Below are 18,325 nucleotides of genomic sequence, written 5' to 3'. Positions count from 1 at the left end.
CGGGTGGGTGGGGGAAAAACCACCGCGCCGCGACCAGCCGCGCCGCGCCGGCCGCGCTCGCCGTCCAGCCGCCCCCGGTCACACGCCGCGCACCGCGCGGCAGGCGTACGCTCACCCCCAGGCCGTGTCAGACACCGCAGAGGGGACGAACCGTGCCGGTCGAGGGGCGACGGGACAGCCGTTTCGGGCAACTGCTGCGTCGGGGGTTCACCGACCCGCGGGCCGCCGAGCTGCTGTTGGACGGTCCGGTGTTGCGTCCGGCGGCCGGCGACGGGGTGTTGCTCGACGCGCTCGGCGCCACCGCCGATCCCGATCTCGCGCTCCGCTCGCTGGCCAGGCTCGCGGAGGCGCAGCCGGCGGACGAGCTCGCGCTGTTGCTCGACACACTGCTGGCGGCCAAGCCGCTGCGGGACCGGCTGCTCGGGGTGCTCGGCGCGTCGGAGGGGCTCGCCGACCGGCTGGCCAGGTATCCGGCGGACTGGCAGGCGCTGGTCGCGTTCGAGACCGCCGACCTGCACCCGGGGACCGTCGAGTTCGAGACGGCGCTGGCGCCGGCCATCGACCCCGACGGGCTCCGGGTCCGCTACTACCGGGCGCTGCTCACCATCGCCGCCCGGGACATCACCGGCACCACGGGGTTCGCCGAGACCGCCGCCGAGCTGGCCGACCTCGCCACCGCGACGCTGCGGGCCGCGCTGCGGATCGCGCAGCGCGAGGCGCCGGCCGACGCGGCGGCCTGCCGGCTGGCCGTCATCGGGATGGGCAAGTGCGGCGGCCGGGAGCTCAACTACGTCTCGGACGTCGACGTGATCTTCGTGGCGGAGCCGGCCGACGGCACCGAGGAGGGGCCGGCGCTCCAGGCCGCCACCCGGCTCGCCGCCCACATGATGCGGATCTGTTCCGACACCACCGCCGAGGGCACCATCTGGCCGGTGGACGCCAACCTCAGGCCCGAGGGCCGGAACGGGCCGCTCGTCCGCACCCTCTCCAGCCACCTCGCCTACTACCACCGCTGGGCCAAGACCTGGGAGTTCCAGGCGCTCCTCAAGGCCCGCCCGGTCGCCGGCGACCTCGGCCTCGGCGCCGAGTACCAGGCCGCCGTCGCGCCGCTGGTCTGGCGGGCCGCGGAGCGGGAGAACTTCGTGTCCGACGTGCAGCAGATGCGCCGCCGGGTCGAGGAGTCCATCCCGGCGGCCCAGGCCGAGCGGGAGTTGAAGCTCGGGCCCGGCGGGCTGCGTGACGTCGAGTTCGCCGTCCAGCTGCTGCAACTCGTGCACGGCCGCACCGATCCCGAGCTGCGGCACGCCACCACGCTCGACGCGCTCGACGCGCTGGCCGCCGGCGGCTACGTCGGTCGGCAGGACGCCAGGTCCCTTGACGCGTCCTACCGTTTCCTCCGCACCGTCGAGCACCGTATCCAGCTGCACCGGCTGCGGCGCACCCATCTGATGCCGGTCGACGACGTGGACCTGCGCCGCCTCGGCCGGTCGCTCGGGTTCCTCGGCGAGCCGGTCGAGGAGCTGACGGCGGCCTGGCGCCGGCACACCGCGGCCGTCCGGCGGTTGCACGAGAAGCTGTTCTACCGGCCGCTGCTCGACGCCGTGGCCAGGCTCGGCGGCGAGGGGCAGGTCGTCAGGCTCGGCCAGGCCGCGGCCCGCGAGCGCCTGGAGGCGCTCGGCTACGCCGACCCCGTCGCCGCGCTGCGGCACCTGACCGCGCTGGCCTCCGGGGTCAGCCGCAAGGCCGCGATCCAGCGGACGCTGCTGCCGGTGCTGCTCGACCGGTTCGCCGACTCGGCCGACCCGGACTCCGGGCTCCTCGGCTTCCGCAAGGTCTCCGACGCGCTCGGCACCAGCCCCTGGTACCTGCGGCTGCTGCGGGACGAGGGCGCGGCCGCCGAGAACCTGGCCCGGGTGCTGTCGGCCGGCCGCTTCGCCCCCGATCTGTTGCTGCGCGCCCCCGAGGCCGTCGCGCTGCTCGGCGACCCGGCGGGGCTTCACCCCCGCGAACGGTCCGCGCTCAGCCAGGAGGCGCTGGCCGCGGTGCGCCGCGCCGGCACCCCGGAGGCGGCCGTCGCCGCGGTGCGCGGCGTCCGCCGCCGCGAGCTGTTCCGCACCGCGGCCGCCGACCTCATCGACGCCTACACGCCCGAGGACAGCCCGGCCGCCAAGCCCCCGGCCGCGGTGCTCGACCGGGTCGGCCACGCCCTCACCGACATCAACGCCGCCGCCATCGCCGCCGCGTTGCGCGCGGCCACCGCCGTCACCACGCCGGACGGCGCGGAGCCGCCCACCCGGCTCGCCGTCATCGCCATGGGCCGGTTCGGCGGCCACGAGCTGGGCTACGGCTCGGACGCCGACGTGATCCTCGTCCACGAGCCGCGCGAGGGCGTCGAGGAACAGCCGGCCGCGCGGGCCGCGTTCGCCATCGCCAACGAGATGATCCGGCTGCTGCAACTGCCCAGCATCGACCCTCCGCTGCTGGTCGACGCCGGGCTCCGCCCGGAGGGCAGGAACGGTCCGCTCGCTCGCTCCCTCGCCAGCTACGCCGCCTACTACCGCCGCTGGTCGCTGGTCTGGGAGAGCCAGGCGCTGCTACGTGCCGAGCCGGTGGCCGGCGACGTGGAGCTCGGCGCCCGCTTCGTCGAGCTGATCGACCCGCTGCGCTATCCGGACGACGGGCTGAGCGACGAGTCGGTGCGCGAGATCCGCCGCCTCAAGGCCCGGATGGAGGCGGAGCGGCTGCCACGCGGCGCCGACCCCACCCTGCACACCAAGCTGGGCCGCGGCGGGCTCTCGGACGTCGAATGGACCGCGCAGCTCCTCCAACTGCGGCACGGCGCCCAGGTGCCGGCGTTGCGCACCACCAGGACCCGGGCCGCACTGACGGCCGCCGCGGCCGCCGGGCTCCTCGACGAGGAGGACGCGGCGGTGCTCGACGAGGCGTGGGTGCTGGCCTCCCGGGCGCGCAACGCGGCGCTGCTGGTGCGCGGCCGGCCACTGGACTCGTTCCCCGGCGACCCGCGCGAGGCGGCCGCGGTGGCCCGCTATCTCGGCTACGAGCCAGGCGAGGTGGGCCGGATGCTGGACGACTACCGGCGCACCACCCGGCGCGCAAGGGCCGTCGTGGAGCGGCTGTTCTACGAAGGGTGAGGTGCTACGAGGGGCGCGCCGCGCTCGGCGCGAGCTCCGGCTCCGGCACCTGGCGTGGCAACCGGTAGCACCACCGGCCGAACCAGAGGCGGGCGACGAGGTAGCCGAAGGCGAGACAGATCGCGCCGCCGACCGCGTCGAGCCAGAAGTGGTTGGCGGTGGCCACGATGACCAGCAGGGTGAGGGCCGGGTAGAGCGCGCCGAGGATCCGCAGCCACAACGGGCGGGCCAGCACGGCGACGGTGATCCCGCACCACAGGGACCAGCCGATGTGCATCGACGGCATCGCCGCGTACTGGTTGGAGACGTCGGCCATGGCGGTGCCCTGGTTGGAGAGCGAGCCCCAGGTGCGGTGCACCGCCGCCGTGTCGATGAAGTCCATGCCGGCCATCAGCCGGGGCGGCGCCAGCGGGAAGAAGTAGTAACCGAGCAGCGCCACCCCGGTGGTGGCGAACAGCACCAGGCGGGTCGCGCCGTAGCGCCCCGGGTGGTACCTGAAGAGCCAGATCAGCACGCCGATGGTCACCACGAAGTGCAGCGTGGCGTAGTAGTAGTTCATCGGGACGATCAGCCACGTGATCCCGGCGACGGCGTGGTTGACGGCCAGCTCGAAGTCGAGACTGAGGTGGCCCTGGATGTCCCAGATCCAGCGGGCGTGCCGCTGCGCGGCATCGATGCTCTCGGGCGCCGCGTTGCGGATGAGCGAGTAGACGCCGTAGCTGACGGCGATCAGCAGCAGCTCGAACCAGAGCTTGGGCCGGTGCGGGGCGCGGAGCCTGGCCAGGTGTCTGGGGCGGGCGGCCGAAGCCGATTCTGACCGGTTGGTCACGGGCTCAGCCGCTTCCACTTGCTCTTCTTCTTTCACCGTGACGCCGCCTGCCCCCATAGATACACAGTCTGCCAGAAGACTGACGGCGAGCTGATCATCGCAATTGGGAAAGTCGTCCGGATACGCTAGATTGCTCCCGTCCTTGGACCTACCGCCGGGCTGGCGGGAAGTGAGGTCTGTGGAGCTGGTGTAAGACCCGGCCTGTGGTTCCGCCCACGGAGGCTGTCAGCGATGAAGCAGAAAGCCCAACCCGCGAGGGAAGGACTCCCCGCCGATTGGTGGGGAGGAGGTCAACCCATGGTGTGGTCTTCGACCGGCCACCCCACGGCCGGTGCCGGAATCGGGGCTCTTCAAGCCCCGGCCGGCGCCGCCGTCGTCGATCCCCGCACCACCAGCTCCGGCATGAAGACGAACTCGCTGGGCGGGGCCGGGGTGCCGCCGACCTCCTCGAGGAGGGCGCGGACCGCGGCCTGGCCCATGGCCGGGACCGGCTGACGGATCGTCGTCAGCGGCGGGTCGGTGAAGGCGATCAGCGGCGAGTCGTCGAAGCCGATGACCGAGCAGCCCTCGGGGACCGGCAGGCCGCGCTGGCGGGCCGCGCGGATCGCGCCGAGCGCCATCATGTCGCTGGCGCAGATCACCGCCGTGCAGCCGCGCTCCAGCAGCGCGGCGGCCGCCGCCTGGCCGCCCTCCAGGGTGAACAGCGAGTGTTCCACGAACCGCTCGGCCTCCCCGGTCGGGAGGCCCAACTCCTCGCGCACGGCCTGGAGATAGCCCTCGATCTTGCGGCGCACCGGGACGAAGCGGGCCGGGCCGAGTGCCAGGCCGATCCGGCGGTGGCCGAGCGAGGCCAGATGGGTGACGGCGAGCCGCATCGCCGCGCGGTCGTCGGGGGAGACGGAGGGCGCCCGTACCTTCGGCGAGAAGCCGTTGATCAGCACGAACGGCACGCCGTGGCCGCGTAGTCGCTCGTAGCGCTCCATGTCGGCGCTGGTGTCGGCGTGCAGGCCCGAGATGAAGATGATGCCGGCCACGCCGCGCTCGACCAGCATGCCGGTGAGCTCGTCCTCCGTGGAGCCGCCCGGGGTCTGGGTGGCGAGCACCGGCGTGTAGCCCTGGCGGGTGAGCGCCTGGCAGATGACCTGGGCGAAGGCCGGGAAGATCGGGTTCTCCAACTCGGGGGTGATCAGCCCCACCAGGCCCGCGCTCCGCTTCTGGAGCCGGGCCGGGCGCTCGTAGCCCAGCAGGTCGAGTGCGGTCAACACGGAGTCGCGGGTGGCGGCGGCGACGCCCGGTTTGCCGTTGAGCACCCGGCTGACCGTCGCTTCGCTGACCCCCGCCTGGGCTGCGATGTCGGCAAGCCGTGCGGTCATGGCTCCGGACCTTACCGGCCGGCGGTCGGCCTGCCCACCGGCCGGGCGGAGTGTGCCGGATTGCGGCAGTTCGTCCCCTGACGCTCACTCAGCGTGCGCCGGCGTGGGACGGATTCGGGTGGATTGGCCCCATAATCTTCCTTGCAGAAAATTGCCGCAAGGTCTTTCCAAAGCATTGCCCCACTGTTACGTTCCTGCCAGCCCGGCGCCGCAGTGGCGCGACGCAGCGGGGCGGCTCCGCCCCGCCCCGAACCGGGCGTAACGCTTTGAAGGAGTTCACATGCGGCGCAGCATAGGGACGACAGCCGTGGTAGCGGCGCTGGCTCTTGCCGCAACGGCTTGCGGCAGCGACGACGACTCCAGCGGGGACGACGGTGCCGGCGGCGAGTTGACCGGCACCGTCACCTTCTGGGACACCTCCAACGAGACCGAGGCCGAGGTCTTCCAGGCGGTCGCCGAGGACTTCGAGACCGAGAACCCGGGCGTCACCGTCGAGTACGTCAACATCGGCTTCGACGACGCGCAGAACCGGTTCAAGAACGCGGCCGGTGCCAACGAGGCGCCGGACGTGATGCGCACCGAGGTCGCCTGGGTGGCCGACTTCGCCAGCCTCGGCTACCTCTACCCGCTCGACGACACCGCCGCCCTGGAGAACCAGGACGACTTCCTGGAGACGGCCTGGGCCAGCACCCAGTACGAGGGCCAGACCTACGCCGTTCCGCAGGTCACCGACACCCTCGCGCTCTTCTACAACCGGAGCCTGCTGGAGGAGGCCGGCGTCGAGGTGCCCGAGTCGCTCGACGACGTCGAGGCCGCCCAGCCCGCCTTCGAGGAACAGGGCGTCACCCCGCTCTACGTCCGCGGCGACGACCCCTACTGGTTCCTGCCCTTCCTCTACGGCGAGGGCGGCGACCTGGTGGACGACGAGGCGCAGCAGGTCACCATCGACGACGAGGCCGGCACCGCCGCCTTCGCCCGGATGAACGAGCTGATCGAGTCCGGCGCCGGTATCACCGACACCACCGACGGCTGGGAGAACATGATGTCCGGCTTCGCCGCGGGCGAGGTCGCCATGATGATCAACGGCCCCTGGGCCATCGCCGACGCCACCGCCGCCCTCGGCGAGGACCTCGGCGTCGCCCCCGTCCCCGCCGGCGGCCAGGCGCAGGGCTCCCCGCTCGGCGGCTGGAACTACGGCGTGTACGCCGGCACCCCGGACTCCGACGCCTCCTTCGAGTTCGTCCGCTACATGAGCTCGGCCGCGACCCAGCAGCGGATCACCGAGGAGCTGAGCCTGCTCCCCACCCGCGAGTCCGTCTACGCCGAACAGTCCGTCGTGGACAACGAGATGGTGCAGTTCTTCAAGCCCGCCGTGGACGTGGCGCACGAGCGCCCCTGGATCCCGCAGGCCCAGTCGCTCTTCGAGCCGCTGCAGATCTCGATCGAGGCCATGCTCACCGGCTCCGCCTCGCCCGAGCAGGCGGCCGCCGACACCGGCGACGCCTACCGCGACCTCCTCGAAGACTGGCAGTGAGCGATGGGCGGGGAGGGCCGACACGATGGCCGCTGACACCGTGAAAGCACCGGGCACGGCCCCGGTCCCGGCCGCGGGCGCCGAGCGCGCCCGCGGCCCCCGCCGCGGGCGGGGCGCCGACCGGCCCACCGGGCCGCTGCGCCGCCGGCTCGCCACCTACTGGTACGCCTGGGCCATGATCGCGCCGGTGGTCGCCGTGATCGCGGTGATCATCGGCTGGCCCCTGGTCCGCGGCGTCTACCTCTCGCTCACCGACGCCGACGAGGCCAACGTGGAGCGGCAGATCGGCGTCAACAAGATCGAGGCGACGTACGAGTTCGTCGGCCTGGAGAACTACTCCAGGATCCTCGGGGACAGCGACTTCTGGGACCGGCTCGGCTGGACCGTCGTCTGGACGGTCGCCTGCGTCGGCATCACCTTCCTGCTCGGCCTCGGCCTCGCCGTGATGCTCAACCGCGCCTTCCGCGGCCGCACCCTCTACCGGATGGCGCTCATCCTGCCCTGGGCCATCCCGGCCTTCGTCTCCGTCTTCGCCTGGCGGATGCTCTACAACGAGCGCAACGGCATCCTCAACGGCCTGCTCGACAAGGGCGGCATCGACGGCATCGCCTGGCTGTCCGACCCCACCTGGGCCAAGGTCGCCGTGATCGCCGTCAACGTCTGGCTCGGCGTCCCCTTCATGCTGATCGCCATGCTCGGCGCCCTCCAGTCCATCCCGGGCGAGCAGTACGAGGCCGCCGAGATGGACGGCGCCAACGCCTGGCAGCGGTTCTGGAACATCACGCTCCCCGGCGTCCGTTCGGTCAGCATGACCGTGGTGCTGCTCAGCACCATCTGGACCTTCAACATGTTCCCGGTGATCTTCCTGCTGACCCGCGGCGGTCCGGCCGGATCCACCGACATCCTGGTGACCGAGGCCTTCCGGCTGGCCTTCGTCTCCAGCCCGCGCGACTTCGCCAACTCGGCCGCCTGGGGCGTGCTCATCCTGCTGCTCCTGGTGCTGTTCGCGATCGGGTACCGCAGGGCGCTCCGCAGGCAGGGAGAGGTGTGGTGACCATGGCCACCGTCGATTCGGCACACGCGTCGGACCGATCCGACCGATCCGACCGATCCGACCGATCCGACCGATCCGGGCGATCCGGCCGCGGGCGGCCGCGGCGGCGCGGGGAGCGCTCCCGGCGCGCCTCCGTCGGCCTGCACCTGGCGCTGCTGCTCGCCGCGGTGATCGCGGTCTTCCCGCCCTTCTGGCTGCTGGTCACCTCCTTCAAGCCGAAGAGCGACACCTTCACGCTCTCCTTCCTCTCCGACTTCACGCTGGACAACTACGACCACGTCATCAACGACACCGAGTTCCTCACCTGGTTCGGCAACTCGGTGCTGATCGTGGTCGTCACCACCGTGGTCGGCGTGCTGATCTCCGCCACCACCGGGTACGCGCTCAGCCGCTTCCGCTTCCCCGGCATGCGCCCGCTGATGTGGACCCTGCTGATCACCCAGATGTTCCCGATGGCGGTGCTGATCGTGCCGCTCTACAACCTGATGTCGCGCTACGGCCTGCTCAACCAGCCCGTCGCGCTGATCGTCACCTACCTGACCATCGCCGTGCCGTTCTGCGCCTGGATGATGAAGGGCTTCTTCGACACCATCCCGGTCTCCATCGACGAGTCGGGCCGGGTCGACGGGCTCTCCCCGTTCGGCACCTTCTGGCGGCTCGTCATGCCGCTGGCCAGGCCGGGCCTCGCCGTCACCGGCTTCTACACCTTCGTCACCGCCTGGGCCGAGGTCGCCTACGCCACCGCGTTCCTGACCGGCGAGACCAACCTCACGCTCGCGGGCGGCCTCCAGACCTTCGTCAACCAGCACACCCAGGACTGGCACCTGATGACGGCGGCGGCCGTGCTGATCGCGGTGCCCGCCACGCTCGTCTTCGGCTACGCGCAGCGCCACCTGCAGTCCGGCCTGACGGCCGGCGCGACGAAGTCCTGACCGACCCCACCCTCCCGACCGGCCCCAACCACCCAGGGATGACATGACCCAGCACCTCGCCGACCGCACCGAGCCGAACGGCCCCGGCACCGAAAGCCGGCCGGACTGGTGGCGCGACGCGGTCATCTACCAGGTCTACCCGCGATCCTTCGCCGACGGCGACGGGGACGGCATGGGCGATCTGTCCGGCATCCGCAGCCGGCTGCCCTACCTCGCCGAGCTCGGCGTGGACGCCGTGTGGCTGAGCCCGTTCTACGCCTCACCCCAGGCGGACGCCGGCTACGACGTCGCCGACTACCGCGCCATCGACCCGATGTTCGGCGACCTGCACGACGCGGACGCCCTCATCCGCGACGCCCACGACCTCGGCCTGCGGATCATCGTCGACCTGGTGCCCAACCACTCGTCCGACCGGCACGAGTGGTTCCAGCGCGCGCTCCGCCAGGGCCCGGGATCCCCGCTGCGGGACCGCTACCACTTCCGGCCCGGCAAGGGCACCGACGGGGAACTCCCGCCCAACGACTGGGAGTCCATCTTCGGCGGCCCCGCCTGGACCCGTACCACCAACCCGGACGGCACCCCGGGCGAGTGGTACCTCCACCTCTTCGCCCCCGAACAGCCCGACCTCAACTGGGACAACCAGGCCGTCCACGACGAGTTCCGCTCCGTGCTGCGCTTCTGGCTGGACATGGGCGTCGACGGCTTCCGGATCGACGTCGCGCACGGCCTGATCAAGGAGGCGGGACTGCCCGACATGGGCCAGTCGGGGCAGCTCAGGATGCTCGGCACCGACGTGCTGCCGTTCTTCGACCAGGACGGCGTCCACGAGATCTACCGCTCCTGGCGCAAGATCCTCGACGAGTACCCGCAGCAGCGCATCGCCGTCGCCGAGGCGTGGACCCCCACCGCCGAGCGCACCGCGCTCTACGTCCGCCCCGACGAGCTGCACCAGGCGTTCAACTTCCACTACCTGAACACCCCCTGGGGCGCCGACGAGCTCCGGCAGGTCATCGACAGCTCGCTCGACTCCATGCGGCCGGTCGGCGCCCCCACCACCTGGGTGCTCTCCAACCACGACGTGGTCAGGCACCGCACCCGGCTGGGCGGCAGCCTCGCCCGCGCCAGGGCCGCCACCCTGCTGATGCTGGCGCTGCCCGGCTCCGCCTACCTCTACCAGGGCGAGGAGCTCGGCCTGCCCGAGGTCGTCGACCTGCCGGACGAGGTGCGCCAGGACCCGGCGTTCTTCCGGCGCGCCGGCCACCACGACGACGCCGACGACGGGCAGGACGGGCTGCGGGACGGCTGCCGGGTGCCCATCCCCTGGACGGCGCAGGGCAGTTCGTTCGGCTTCGGCGACGGCGGCAGCTGGCTGCCGCAGCCGCCCGCCTGGGGCAAGCTCTCCGTCGCCGCCCAGGCCGGCGACCCCGCCGCCACCCTGGAGCTGTACCGGGCGGCGCTGGCGATCCGCCGCACGCAGCCGGCGCTCGGCGCCGGCGACGGCGTCGAGTGGCTGGCCACCCCGCCCGGGGTGCTGGCCTTCCGGCGGCGGTCGGCTTGTGGGGGCACATCCCTGGGGGCACCTCCCGGACGGAGTCCGGGGGAGGAGTCCGGGGGAAACACCGCGGTGGTCTGCGCCGTCAACACCACCGACAAGCCCGTCGAACTGCCCGACGTCCTCACCCCCGGCGGCAGCCGGCTGCTGGCCAGCGGCCCCTGGCCGGCGGGCACCGTGCTGCCGGCCGACACCACCGTCTGGTGGGGGGAGTGAGCGATCCGGGCTCGGACGCCAGGAGCCCCCGGCTCGCCGACATCGCCCAGCAGGCCCGGGTCAGCGAGGCCACGGTCAGCCGGGTGCTCAACGGCAAGTCGGGGGTGGCGGCGGCCACCCGGCAGCGGGTGCTCGCCGCCCTCGACGTCCTCGGCTACGAGCGCCCGCTGCGCCTGCGGCAGCGCAGCGCGGGGCTGATCGGGCTGGTCATCCCCGAGTTGACCAACCCCATCTTCCCGGCCTTCGCCCAGGTGATAGAGCAGGTGCTGGCCGGCCACGGCTACACCCCGGTGCTGTGCACCCAGTCGCCGGGCGGCGCCACCGAGGACGACCTCGTCGACCAACTCGTCGAACGCGGCGTCACCGGCATCGTGTTCCTCTCCGGGCTGCACGCCGACACCACCGCCGACCCGGCGCGCTACGCCAGGCTGGCCGGGCGCGGCGTGCCGTTCGTGCTGATCAACGGCTTCAACGAGCGGATCAACGCGCCGTTCGTCTCCCCGGACGACGCCGCCGCGACGCGGATCGCGGTGCGTCACCTACAGGCCCTCGGCCACGAGCGGATAGGCCTCGCCGTGGGGCCGCACCGGTTCGTCCCGGTGCGGCGCAAGGTCGCCGGCTTCGAGGCCGAGCTGAACGGGCGGGGCGTCGTGCAGCACACGCTGTTCAGCGTCGAGGGCGGCCAGGCCGCCACCACCTCCCTGCTGGACGCCGGCTGCACCGCCGTCGTCTGCGGCAGCGACATGATGGCGCTCGGCGCCATCCGGGCGGTGCGGCAGCGTGGCCTCGACGTGCCCACCGACGTGTCGGTCGTCGGCTACGACGACTCCGACCTGTTCGCCTTCACCGACCCGCCGTTGACCACGCTCCGCCAGCCGGTGCGGGCCATGGCGAGCGCGGCGGTCGACGCGCTGCTCGAGGAGATCGGCGGCAACCTCGTGCAGCACACCGAGTTCGTCTTCCAACCGGAGCTCGTGCTGCGCGGCTCGACCGCCGTGGCGCCGCGCGGCTGACCGCTCGTCGGGTGCGCGAACGCGCCGCGCTTCGCAAGAAATTGCGGAGTCGTGGCGCGGAGGTTACGGGAGTCGTGCGCGATGCCTTGACCGACCTGGCTGACGCCCCTACGGTCTCCGCAAGTTCTTGCAGTTCTTTCTTCCCCTTGCAGGCCCTCCGTCCTCCGGGAGGCGTTCATGCGCATCCGACAACTCGCGAGCAGCGTGCTGGCCGGCCTGTTGGCCGTCGCCGGCTCCGTGGTCTCGCTCACCGCCGCGACCCCCGCCCAGGCCGCACCACCCGGTGCCCGGGACGTCACCGCGGTCCTCTTCAACTGGAACTTCGACTCCATCGGCCGCGAGTGCCAGCAGCGGCTCGGGCCGGCCGGCTACGGCTACGTCCAGGTCTCGCCGCCACAGGAGCAGATCCAGGGCGGCCAGTGGTGGACCGCCTACCAGCCCGTCAGCTACCGCATCCAGAGCAGGCTCGGCGACCGCGCCCAGTTCGAGAACATGGTCGACCGCTGCGCCGCGGCCGGCGTCGGCGTGGTCGTCGACACCGTCATCAACCACATGACCGCGGGCTCGGGCACCGGCACCGGCGGCTCCGCCTACACCAAGTACGACTATCCGGCCGCCCCGTACAGCGACGGCGACTTCCACACCTGCCGGCGGAACATCGCCAACTACGCCGACCGCGGCGACGTCCAGAACTGCGAGCTGGTCGGCCTCGCCGACCTCGACACCGGCAAGGACTACGTCCGGCAGCGCATCGCCGACTACATGAACGACCTGCTGTCCCTCGGCGTCGCCGGCTTCCGCGTCGACGCCGCCAAGCACATGGCGGCCGCCGACCTGGCGGCCATCCGCTCCCGCCTCGACGACCCGAACGCCTACTGGAAGCAGGAGGTCATCCACGGCGCGGGCGAGGCCGTGCAGCCGAGCGAGTACCTGGGCAACGGCGACGTCCAGGAGTTCCGCTACGGCCGCGACCTCAAGCGGGTCTTCCAGAACGAGAACCTGGCCTACCTCGCCAACTTCGGCGAGGGCTGGGGCTACCTGTCGGACGACCGGGCCGCCGTCTTCGTCGACAACCACGACACCGAACGGAACGGCTCCACCCTCAACTACCGCGACGGCGCGAACTACACGCTGGCCAACGTCTTCATGCTGGCCTGGCCCTACGGCTCGCCCGACGTCCACTCCGGCTACCAGTTCACCGACCACGACGCGGGGCCGCCCAACAACGGCGCGGTGAGCGCCTGTTGGCAGGGAGGCTGGGAGTGCCAGCACGCCTGGCCCGAGATCGAGTCCATGGTGGGCTTCCGCAACGCGACCAACGGCCAGCCCGTCACCAACTGGTGGGACAACGGCAACGACGCGATCGCCTTCGGCCGCGGCGCGGCGGGCTTCGTCGCCATCAACCACGAGGGTTCGGCCCTCACCCGCACCTACCAGACGTCGCTGGCCGCCGGCACCTACTGCGACGTCCAGACCGGCAACCCGGTGACGGTCAACGGCTCCGGGCAGTTCACCGCGACCCTGGGCAGCAACACGGCGCTCGCCCTGCACACCGGCGCCCGCACCTGTGACACCCCGGTCGCGGCGGGCGCCCTGTTCCAGGTGAACGCCACCACGCAACCCGGCGAGAACATCTACGTGGTGGGCGACCTCGCGCAGCTCGGCGGCTGGGACCCGGCCAGGGCGATCCGGCTGAGCGCCGACGGCTACCCGGTCTGGCGGCTGAACCTCGCCCTGCCGGCCGGCACCACCTTCCAGTACAAGTACGTGCGCCGCTGGGACGGCGGCACCGGCGTCACCTGGGAGTCCGGCGCCAACCGCACCGCCACCGTGCCCGCAGGCGGCTTGGTCACCCTCAACGACACCTGGCGAACGTGACCGGACAACGGCCAACGTCACGGCCCCGGAGGAAGCCTCCGGGGCCCGTGGCGGCAGGCTTCTGACGGCGGGAATCCGCTGTACTAGTCACCTGGCGGGGCGTTGTAGTAGTCCCTCAACATCTGGGTTGGCCAGGCCGGTTGATCAACCTCTCCACGTGGACCCATTTCCTTGAACCAGGGCTTGATGTCCAGTACGGGTGTGCCGTCCACGGCGTCCAGGTCCTCCACGTGGAGGTCGAGACCATCGACTCCGAGCAAGCGGCAGCGTGACACTCCGAGCCAGTTGAGCCGTCGCATGTTGCGGTGGGCGAAGATGCCTCCCGCTGGCCAGTCGGGGTTGTCCCTTGGGCGCCGTGGTTCAGGGTGAAGATCGGTTGGGTCCGTGAGGTGGAACCGGAAGACGACCTCGATGTGCGAGAAGTCCTCCAGGCCGAGGACGCAGCCGGTACCGAACTTCTTCGAGTCGATGCGGATGATGGCGCGGCTGCCGCCCCAGTAGTCGTCGGTCGGCTCGATCCGGCCGCCCACGACGTGGGCGACGGGGACGACGGTGAACTCCTCAGGCATCTGCGGTCTCCAGGTGCTCATGCTCGTGCTTCAGGAAGACTGCGACAGGAACACGGCGGCTCGATGGTTGATCTCTCTGACGAGGGGGATGCCCCGGGCCCGTACCGGCGACAGCGCACGACGCATGTCCGCGGCGGTACGTCGGGCACGGGCTGAGTGGACACCGTCCATGAGGTCGAGGGCACGGGACCACGTCGCGCACGCTTCCTCGATGGCCCCCTGTCGTGCCTGCACGGATCCGAGGTAGCCCAGCGTCACTGCGTGCGTCCGGGTGAAGGAAGAGGCTTTGCGCGTGCGGACGCTGCGGCGAAACTCACGCTTGGCTCCGTCGAGATCTCCGGTGTCCCGCAGGACGCAGGCGGTTTCGTGCGCGAGGCTGGCCTCGCCGAAGAAGAACACCCGGCCTGGCTCGTCGTCGCCAGGAGAGGCCGCCGCCAAGTCGTCCTCGGCGCGCAGTAGCGCGGCTGCGGCAGCCTGTCTCTCGCCGGCGGCGGCGAGTGCTCGGGCGTGTACGACGCCGAGCAGGGAGCGTTCGCGTGGGGATGCCGAGGCGTATCGGCTTCCCTCCACGGAGGCGCCCGCGAGATTCAGCGCCTCCGTCGGATGGCGGAGTTCGATTGCTTGGTGAGCCATAGCGCGTAGTACGTGGCCAGCCATGGGCGCATCGTCCGCTTCCGCTGCCAGGCTGACGGCTGTCGTGAGGTAGCGCTGGGCAACGGGATGCTCTCCGTTGTCGAACGCCATCCAGCCGGACAGATAGGCCAGCTCGCTGGCCGCGGTGTACATGCCCCGGCGCACGTCGTCGTCGAGGAAGCGGCCATGGAGGTAGCCGGTGACGTCCGTGGTGAGGTACTGCACCACGGCGCTGCGGGCGTGACCGCCGCCGTGCCGCTGGTCGATACGGGAGAACAACGCCACCATCTCCCGTGCGGCGTCGAGATCGCCACGCCCCACCGTGTGTCGGCTCTTTGGCTGGCGGACAGGGCGATGGGCCCGCTCCATCCACCAAGCGGAGTCCGGGACACCGAGGGCCCCAACGGAGTATGCGGCAGCCTTCAGAACATGCCTACGCCGAAGATCCAAGTCAACACTCCCCAGCTCGTGCAGCGCTGCCAGCGTATCCGCACACCAATCCAGCGCATCCCCCAGGGAAGTCGCCGCTAAGCCAATGTCCTTCGGAGACACCGAGCGCTTCAGGAGCCGAGACAGGGCTTCGATCACGTAGGGAAGCGCTTCTTCAGCGGGCTGGGAGCCTGCCACCCAGTGCGCCACAGCCGAGCGGTTGGTCCGCAGGGCGATGCCGGCCTCCGCCGCCGCTGAACGAACTGCCGAGGCCAGAGCCTCGTAGGTGATGCCAGCGGACTTCAGGGCTGACCGCAACGAGTCGTTGGATGTCTGGCCCCTCGTCCTTGGTCCTTCCATCGATCCCTCTCCGAGCATCGGCTGCTTCCAACTTAGCCAGTGCGAACGCCGCGCCGCTAAACACGGTATACACATCTCCCCTGGTCATGCCCTGGGATTCACGTGCGCCAGCTCGTTGACTGGTGTGCAAGCGGCAGGCAGCACCCGACCACCGCCGATATCCGTGAGGCGTTCTTGGACCCTGCCGATACAGACGCACGGCCGTCACAGCCGGAGGTACCCATGGCAGTCGTTACCGAGCAAGGCGCCGAGGGGGAAGAGACGTACGCCTGGAACATAGTGGTTCGCCCGAGGGATATCGAGCGGTGGCGGGGAATCGCGGCTGAGACGGTCATGAAGCTCGGGGGCGACCTGGACGCGGTGATACTGACTCGCTTGGGTGTCTCGGAATTGCTGGCCAATGTGTGCAAGCACGTTGGAGGTACCTGCCGTCTCAGCGTTTCCCGGGTCGGAGATCGAGCGGTCATCCGGGTATTCGACCGATCTCCCGTGCTGCCAGCGGTACGTGTTCCGAACTGGAACGAGGAATCGGGGAGGGGACTCTGGCTGCTGCGGGAGATGTGCCCACTGTTCGGTTGGGAGACCGTGGCGCCTCATCTGGGGGCGAAATGCGTCTGGTTCGCGTGCTGGTTGACAAAGGAGAGCCAGCGGTGAGCGGGCGCGCTGAAAAGGCGTTGACACGTCGGTTCGATTCCGACCTCCGGCACGCCCGGACACATCGGCACAGCGGGAACCTCGTTGCCCTGATGCGCCCGGGAGCAGGCCGACCACATCCACGCAAGAACGACAGAGGAGCAGCTATGAGCACCCTCGCACCGCCGGTGTTCCCGAAGCACGTCCCGACGGACCAGTCGCCTTCGACCGGCACCGTCCAGCCCTTCGGGATGAGTACTGCCCTGCTCTCGGAGTCGACCGGCGACGAGGCGTCGCTGACGGTGGGCCTGAGCTACTGCCCGGAGCGGCAGGTCGCGGTCACGGAGAACGACATCCCGTTCATTCACGAGCCGTCGATGAAGTCGGCGTTCGAGACGGTCAGTCAGACCCGTGAGGACATGCAGCTCGCGGTGGACAAGGCGAACGACAAGGACTGACCTGACGACGACGAGGAGCTGATGGATGAAGGTCCTGGTGCTGTCCCGCCCGTTACTCGACGCGACTGCCGACCTGGTGATCACGGAACTGCGCCGCCCGAGAATCGCCGTGCACCGGCTTGATCCCGGCGAGTTCCCCGAGGATCTGGCCATGAGTGCCTATCTCGGCCCTGATCGGGAGAACTGGCAAGGCGTCTGGCGAGGCCAGCACCGGGACCTTCGTCTCGACGAGATCACCGCGGTCTACTACCGGCGGCCTGGCCCCTTCCGCTTCCACCCCGACATGGGCACCGAAGCGACGCGGTGGGCCAACGACGAGGCGCGGGCGGGATTCGGCGGCGTGCTCACCTCGTTGCGATGCCGCTGGGTGAACCACCCGCACGACAACGCGATGGCCGACGTCGCACCACGCGCCCTGGCCACGGCACGGCGCTGCGGATTGCGGATCCCGCGCACGCTCATCACCAACGATCCCGCCCAGGCACGGGAGTTCATCCGCACCGCCCCACACCAGGTAGCCGCCTACAAGGCGCTCGCGGCGGCGTCGCCACGGAGCCCGGACGGTCGGCAGATGGCCGTGTGGACCAGTCGGGTCCGGGCCGACGACATCACCGAGCAGGTGTCCCGCACCGCTCACCAGTTTCAGGAGTGGATCGACAAGGTGTACGAGGTGCGGGTGACCTGCGTCGGCCGACGCGTCTTCGCCGCCGAGATCCACGCCGGTTCCGAAGCCTCACGCATCGACTTCCGGCGCGACTACGAGTCGTTGACCTACCGCATATGCGCCGTCCCCCAGGACATCGCGAACGGCTTGCGTCGCCTCATGGACGCCTTCCGCCTCCGCTACCTGGCATGCGACTTCCTCGTTAACCGGGACAACGACTGGTTCCTGGTGGACATCAACCCCAACGGCCAGTACGGCTTCGTCCCTGCCCTGCGCGAGCCCATCACCCACGCCATCGCCGACGAACTCGAAGGGAATACCCCCGTATGAGCCTGCTCACCGCCGAGGCGGCACGCTCCGCACGCTCCCAGCTGACCGAGGCGCTGGTCGCCAGCGGCGACCTGCGCACCGACGGATGGCGGGCGGCCTTCGCCGCCGTGCCGCGAGAGGTCTTCGCCCCGACCTTCTCCGTGCGCACCAGCAGAGGCCTGCGTGACTACACCCCGGACGACCCGGAGTTCTGGCCGACGGTGTACAGCGACGACTCCCTGATCACCCAACGGGACGCCGCCGGTACCGCCACCAGCAGCTCCAGCCAGCCGTCGTTGATGGCTCGTATGCTCGAAGCCTTCACCGTCAGCGACGGCAACCGCGTACTGGAGATCGGCACAGGCACCGGATACAACACCGCACTCCTGTGTCACCGCCTGGGCGCCGATCACGTCGTGAGCGTGGACATCGACCCGGCACTGACCGAAGCGGCCCGCGACAAGCTCCGCGGCATCGGCTACGAGCCCGAGATCATCACCACCGACGGAATCGGCGGTGCCCCGGACAGCGGCCCCTACGACGGCATCCTGGCCACCTGCGGCGTCCACCGCATCCCCTCGGCCTGGCTCCAGCAACTCCGGCCCGGCGGCGTCATCGTCACCAACGTCGGAGCCGGCATCGTGCGCATGATCGCGCGCGACGACGGCGGCGCAGAGGGGCGCTACCTCCCCGAGGAAGCCGGGTTCATGCCCGCCCGACCCGCCGCCGGCCACGTC

General features: G+C 70.9%; 15 protein-coding genes and 1 tRNA gene. 12 read left to right on the top strand and 4 right to left on the bottom strand.

From position 1 onward, the window contains the following. Nucleotides 1–152: 152 nt before the first annotated feature. Nucleotides 153–3,152 carry a bifunctional [glutamine synthetase] adenylyltransferase/[glutamine synthetase]-adenylyl-L-tyrosine phosphorylase gene (locus tag E1283_RS12485; RefSeq protein WP_132818056.1) on the top strand — a complete coding sequence of 1,000 codons (3,000 nt, stop codon included), beginning with the start codon at nucleotides 153–155 and terminating at the stop codon, nucleotides 3,150–3,152. Between the two features lie 4 nt (nucleotides 3,153–3,156). On the opposite strand, the gene E1283_RS12480 is transcribed toward E1283_RS12485, so the two are convergent. Together E1283_RS12480 and E1283_RS12475 are read right to left on the bottom strand one after the other, a co-directional pair. Then, nucleotides 3,157–4,038 carry a phosphatase PAP2 family protein gene (locus E1283_RS12480; protein WP_132818055.1) on the bottom strand — a complete coding sequence of 294 codons (882 nt, stop codon included), beginning with the start codon at nucleotides 4,036–4,038 and terminating at the stop codon, nucleotides 3,157–3,159. A gap of 293 nt (nucleotides 4,039–4,331) precedes the next feature. Next, nucleotides 4,332–5,354 (bottom strand): LacI family DNA-binding transcriptional regulator, encoded by a 1,023-nt coding sequence (locus tag E1283_RS12475; RefSeq protein ID WP_132818054.1) that lies wholly within the window; start codon nucleotides 5,352–5,354, stop codon nucleotides 4,332–4,334. 280 nt (nucleotides 5,355–5,634) lie between these two features. Here E1283_RS12475 and E1283_RS12470 point away from each other — a divergent pair, with 280 nt between their 5' ends. The 6 genes from E1283_RS12470 to E1283_RS12445 all read left to right on the top strand — a co-directional run bounded on the left by E1283_RS12470 (nucleotide 5,635) and on the right by E1283_RS12445 (nucleotide 13,533). Further along, on the top strand, nucleotides 5,635–6,888 hold the full coding sequence (locus E1283_RS12470; protein WP_132818053.1) for an extracellular solute-binding protein: 1,254 nt from the start codon (nucleotides 5,635–5,637) through the stop codon (nucleotides 6,886–6,888). A gap of 25 nt (nucleotides 6,889–6,913) precedes the next feature. Next, nucleotides 6,914–7,942 (top strand): carbohydrate ABC transporter permease, encoded by a 1,029-nt coding sequence (locus tag E1283_RS12465; RefSeq protein WP_132818052.1) that lies wholly within the window; start codon nucleotides 6,914–6,916, stop codon nucleotides 7,940–7,942. Between the two features lie 2 nt (nucleotides 7,943–7,944). Then, nucleotides 7,945–8,874 (top strand): sugar ABC transporter permease, encoded by a 930-nt coding sequence (locus E1283_RS12460; RefSeq protein ID WP_132818051.1) that lies wholly within the window; start codon nucleotides 7,945–7,947, stop codon nucleotides 8,872–8,874. Between the two features lie 43 nt (nucleotides 8,875–8,917). Continuing rightward, entirely contained in the window at nucleotides 8,918–10,642 is a 1,725-nt protein-coding gene (locus tag E1283_RS12455) for a glycoside hydrolase family 13 protein (RefSeq protein ID WP_132818050.1), read from the top strand. Next, complete coding sequence (locus E1283_RS12450; RefSeq protein WP_243744798.1) at nucleotides 10,630–11,655, top strand: LacI family DNA-binding transcriptional regulator; 1,026 nt, start codon at nucleotides 10,630–10,632, stop codon at nucleotides 11,653–11,655. Before E1283_RS12455 ends, E1283_RS12450 begins: the two co-directional genes overlap by 13 nt. A 177-nt stretch (nucleotides 11,656–11,832) precedes the next feature. Next, nucleotides 11,833–13,533 (top strand): carbohydrate-binding module family 20 domain-containing protein, encoded by a 1,701-nt coding sequence (locus tag E1283_RS12445; RefSeq protein WP_132818049.1) that lies wholly within the window; start codon nucleotides 11,833–11,835, stop codon nucleotides 13,531–13,533. A gap of 83 nt (nucleotides 13,534–13,616) precedes the next feature. Here the strand turns inward: E1283_RS12445 and E1283_RS12440 are convergent, their stop codons facing one another. Continuing rightward, nucleotides 13,617–14,102 carry an SAM-dependent methyltransferase gene (locus tag E1283_RS12440; RefSeq protein WP_132818048.1) on the bottom strand — a complete coding sequence of 162 codons (486 nt, stop codon included), beginning with the start codon at nucleotides 14,100–14,102 and terminating at the stop codon, nucleotides 13,617–13,619. A 30-nt stretch (nucleotides 14,103–14,132) separates the two neighbouring features. After that, nucleotides 14,133–15,482, bottom strand: coding sequence for an NsdA family TPR-like regulatory protein (locus tag E1283_RS12435; protein WP_243744797.1), 1,350 nt, complete (start codon nucleotides 15,480–15,482; stop codon nucleotides 14,133–14,135). Between the two features lie 144 nt (nucleotides 15,483–15,626). On the opposite strand from E1283_RS12435, the gene E1283_RS12430 reads away from it, so the two are divergent. The 5 genes from E1283_RS12430 to E1283_RS12415 form a co-directional block, all read left to right on the top strand. Continuing rightward, nucleotides 15,627–16,178 carry an ATP-binding protein gene (locus tag E1283_RS12430; RefSeq protein ID WP_132818047.1) on the top strand — a complete coding sequence of 184 codons (552 nt, stop codon included), beginning with the start codon at nucleotides 15,627–15,629 and terminating at the stop codon, nucleotides 16,176–16,178. After that, nucleotides 16,163–16,227 (top strand) — tRNA-Phe (locus tag E1283_RS37220). The genes E1283_RS12430 and E1283_RS37220 overlap by 16 nt, the downstream gene beginning before the upstream one ends. Nucleotides 16,228–16,324: 97 nt before the next feature. Continuing rightward, entirely contained in the window at nucleotides 16,325–16,615 is a 291-nt protein-coding gene (tgmA, locus tag E1283_RS12425) for a putative ATP-grasp-modified RiPP (protein ID WP_132818046.1), read from the top strand. Between the two features lie 25 nt (nucleotides 16,616–16,640). After that, nucleotides 16,641–17,609, top strand: coding sequence for an ATP-grasp ribosomal peptide maturase (gene tgmB, locus E1283_RS12420; protein WP_132818045.1), 969 nt, complete (start codon nucleotides 16,641–16,643; stop codon nucleotides 17,607–17,609). Beyond that, nucleotides 17,606–18,325: methyltransferase domain-containing protein (locus tag E1283_RS12415; protein ID WP_132818044.1), on the top strand; the 720-nt coding region annotated here is incomplete at its 3' end. The genes tgmB and E1283_RS12415, both read left to right, overlap by 4 nt.

It is taken from the genome of Streptomyces hainanensis, assembly GCF_004348415.1.
In the GTDB taxonomy this organism is placed as follows: Bacteria; Actinomycetota; Actinomycetes; order Streptomycetales; family Streptomycetaceae; genus Streptomyces; species Streptomyces hainanensis.
Note: the sequence above shows the minus strand (reverse complement) of the source record. Positions and strands in the feature narration are given on the sequence as shown.

Bases quoted from the DNA above. Each gene is read 5' to 3' on its own strand.
- E1283_RS12455 (WP_132818050.1), top strand. From the start codon at position 8,918: ATGACCCAGCACCTCGCCGACCGCACCGAGCCGAACGGCCCCGGCACC.
- E1283_RS12475 (WP_132818054.1), bottom strand. From the start codon at position 5,354: ATGACCGCACGGCTTGCCGACATCGCAGCCCAGGCGGGGGTCAGCGAA.
- tgmA (WP_132818046.1), top strand. From the start codon at position 16,325: ATGAGCACCCTCGCACCGCCGGTGTTCCCGAAGCACGTCCCGACGGAC.
- E1283_RS12470 (WP_132818053.1), top strand. From the start codon at position 5,635: ATGCGGCGCAGCATAGGGACGACAGCCGTGGTAGCGGCGCTGGCTCTT.
- tgmB (WP_132818045.1), top strand. From the start codon at position 16,641: ATGAAGGTCCTGGTGCTGTCCCGCCCGTTACTCGACGCGACTGCCGAC.
- E1283_RS12480 (WP_132818055.1), bottom strand. From the start codon at position 4,038: ATGGGGGCAGGCGGCGTCACGGTGAAAGAAGAAGAGCAAGTGGAAGCG.
- E1283_RS12460 (WP_132818051.1), top strand. From the start codon at position 7,945: ATGGCCACCGTCGATTCGGCACACGCGTCGGACCGATCCGACCGATCC.
- E1283_RS12445 (WP_132818049.1), top strand. From the start codon at position 11,833: ATGCGCATCCGACAACTCGCGAGCAGCGTGCTGGCCGGCCTGTTGGCC.
- E1283_RS12440 (WP_132818048.1), bottom strand. From the start codon at position 14,102: ATGCCTGAGGAGTTCACCGTCGTCCCCGTCGCCCACGTCGTGGGCGGC.
- E1283_RS12465 (WP_132818052.1), top strand. From the start codon at position 6,914: ATGGCCGCTGACACCGTGAAAGCACCGGGCACGGCCCCGGTCCCGGCC.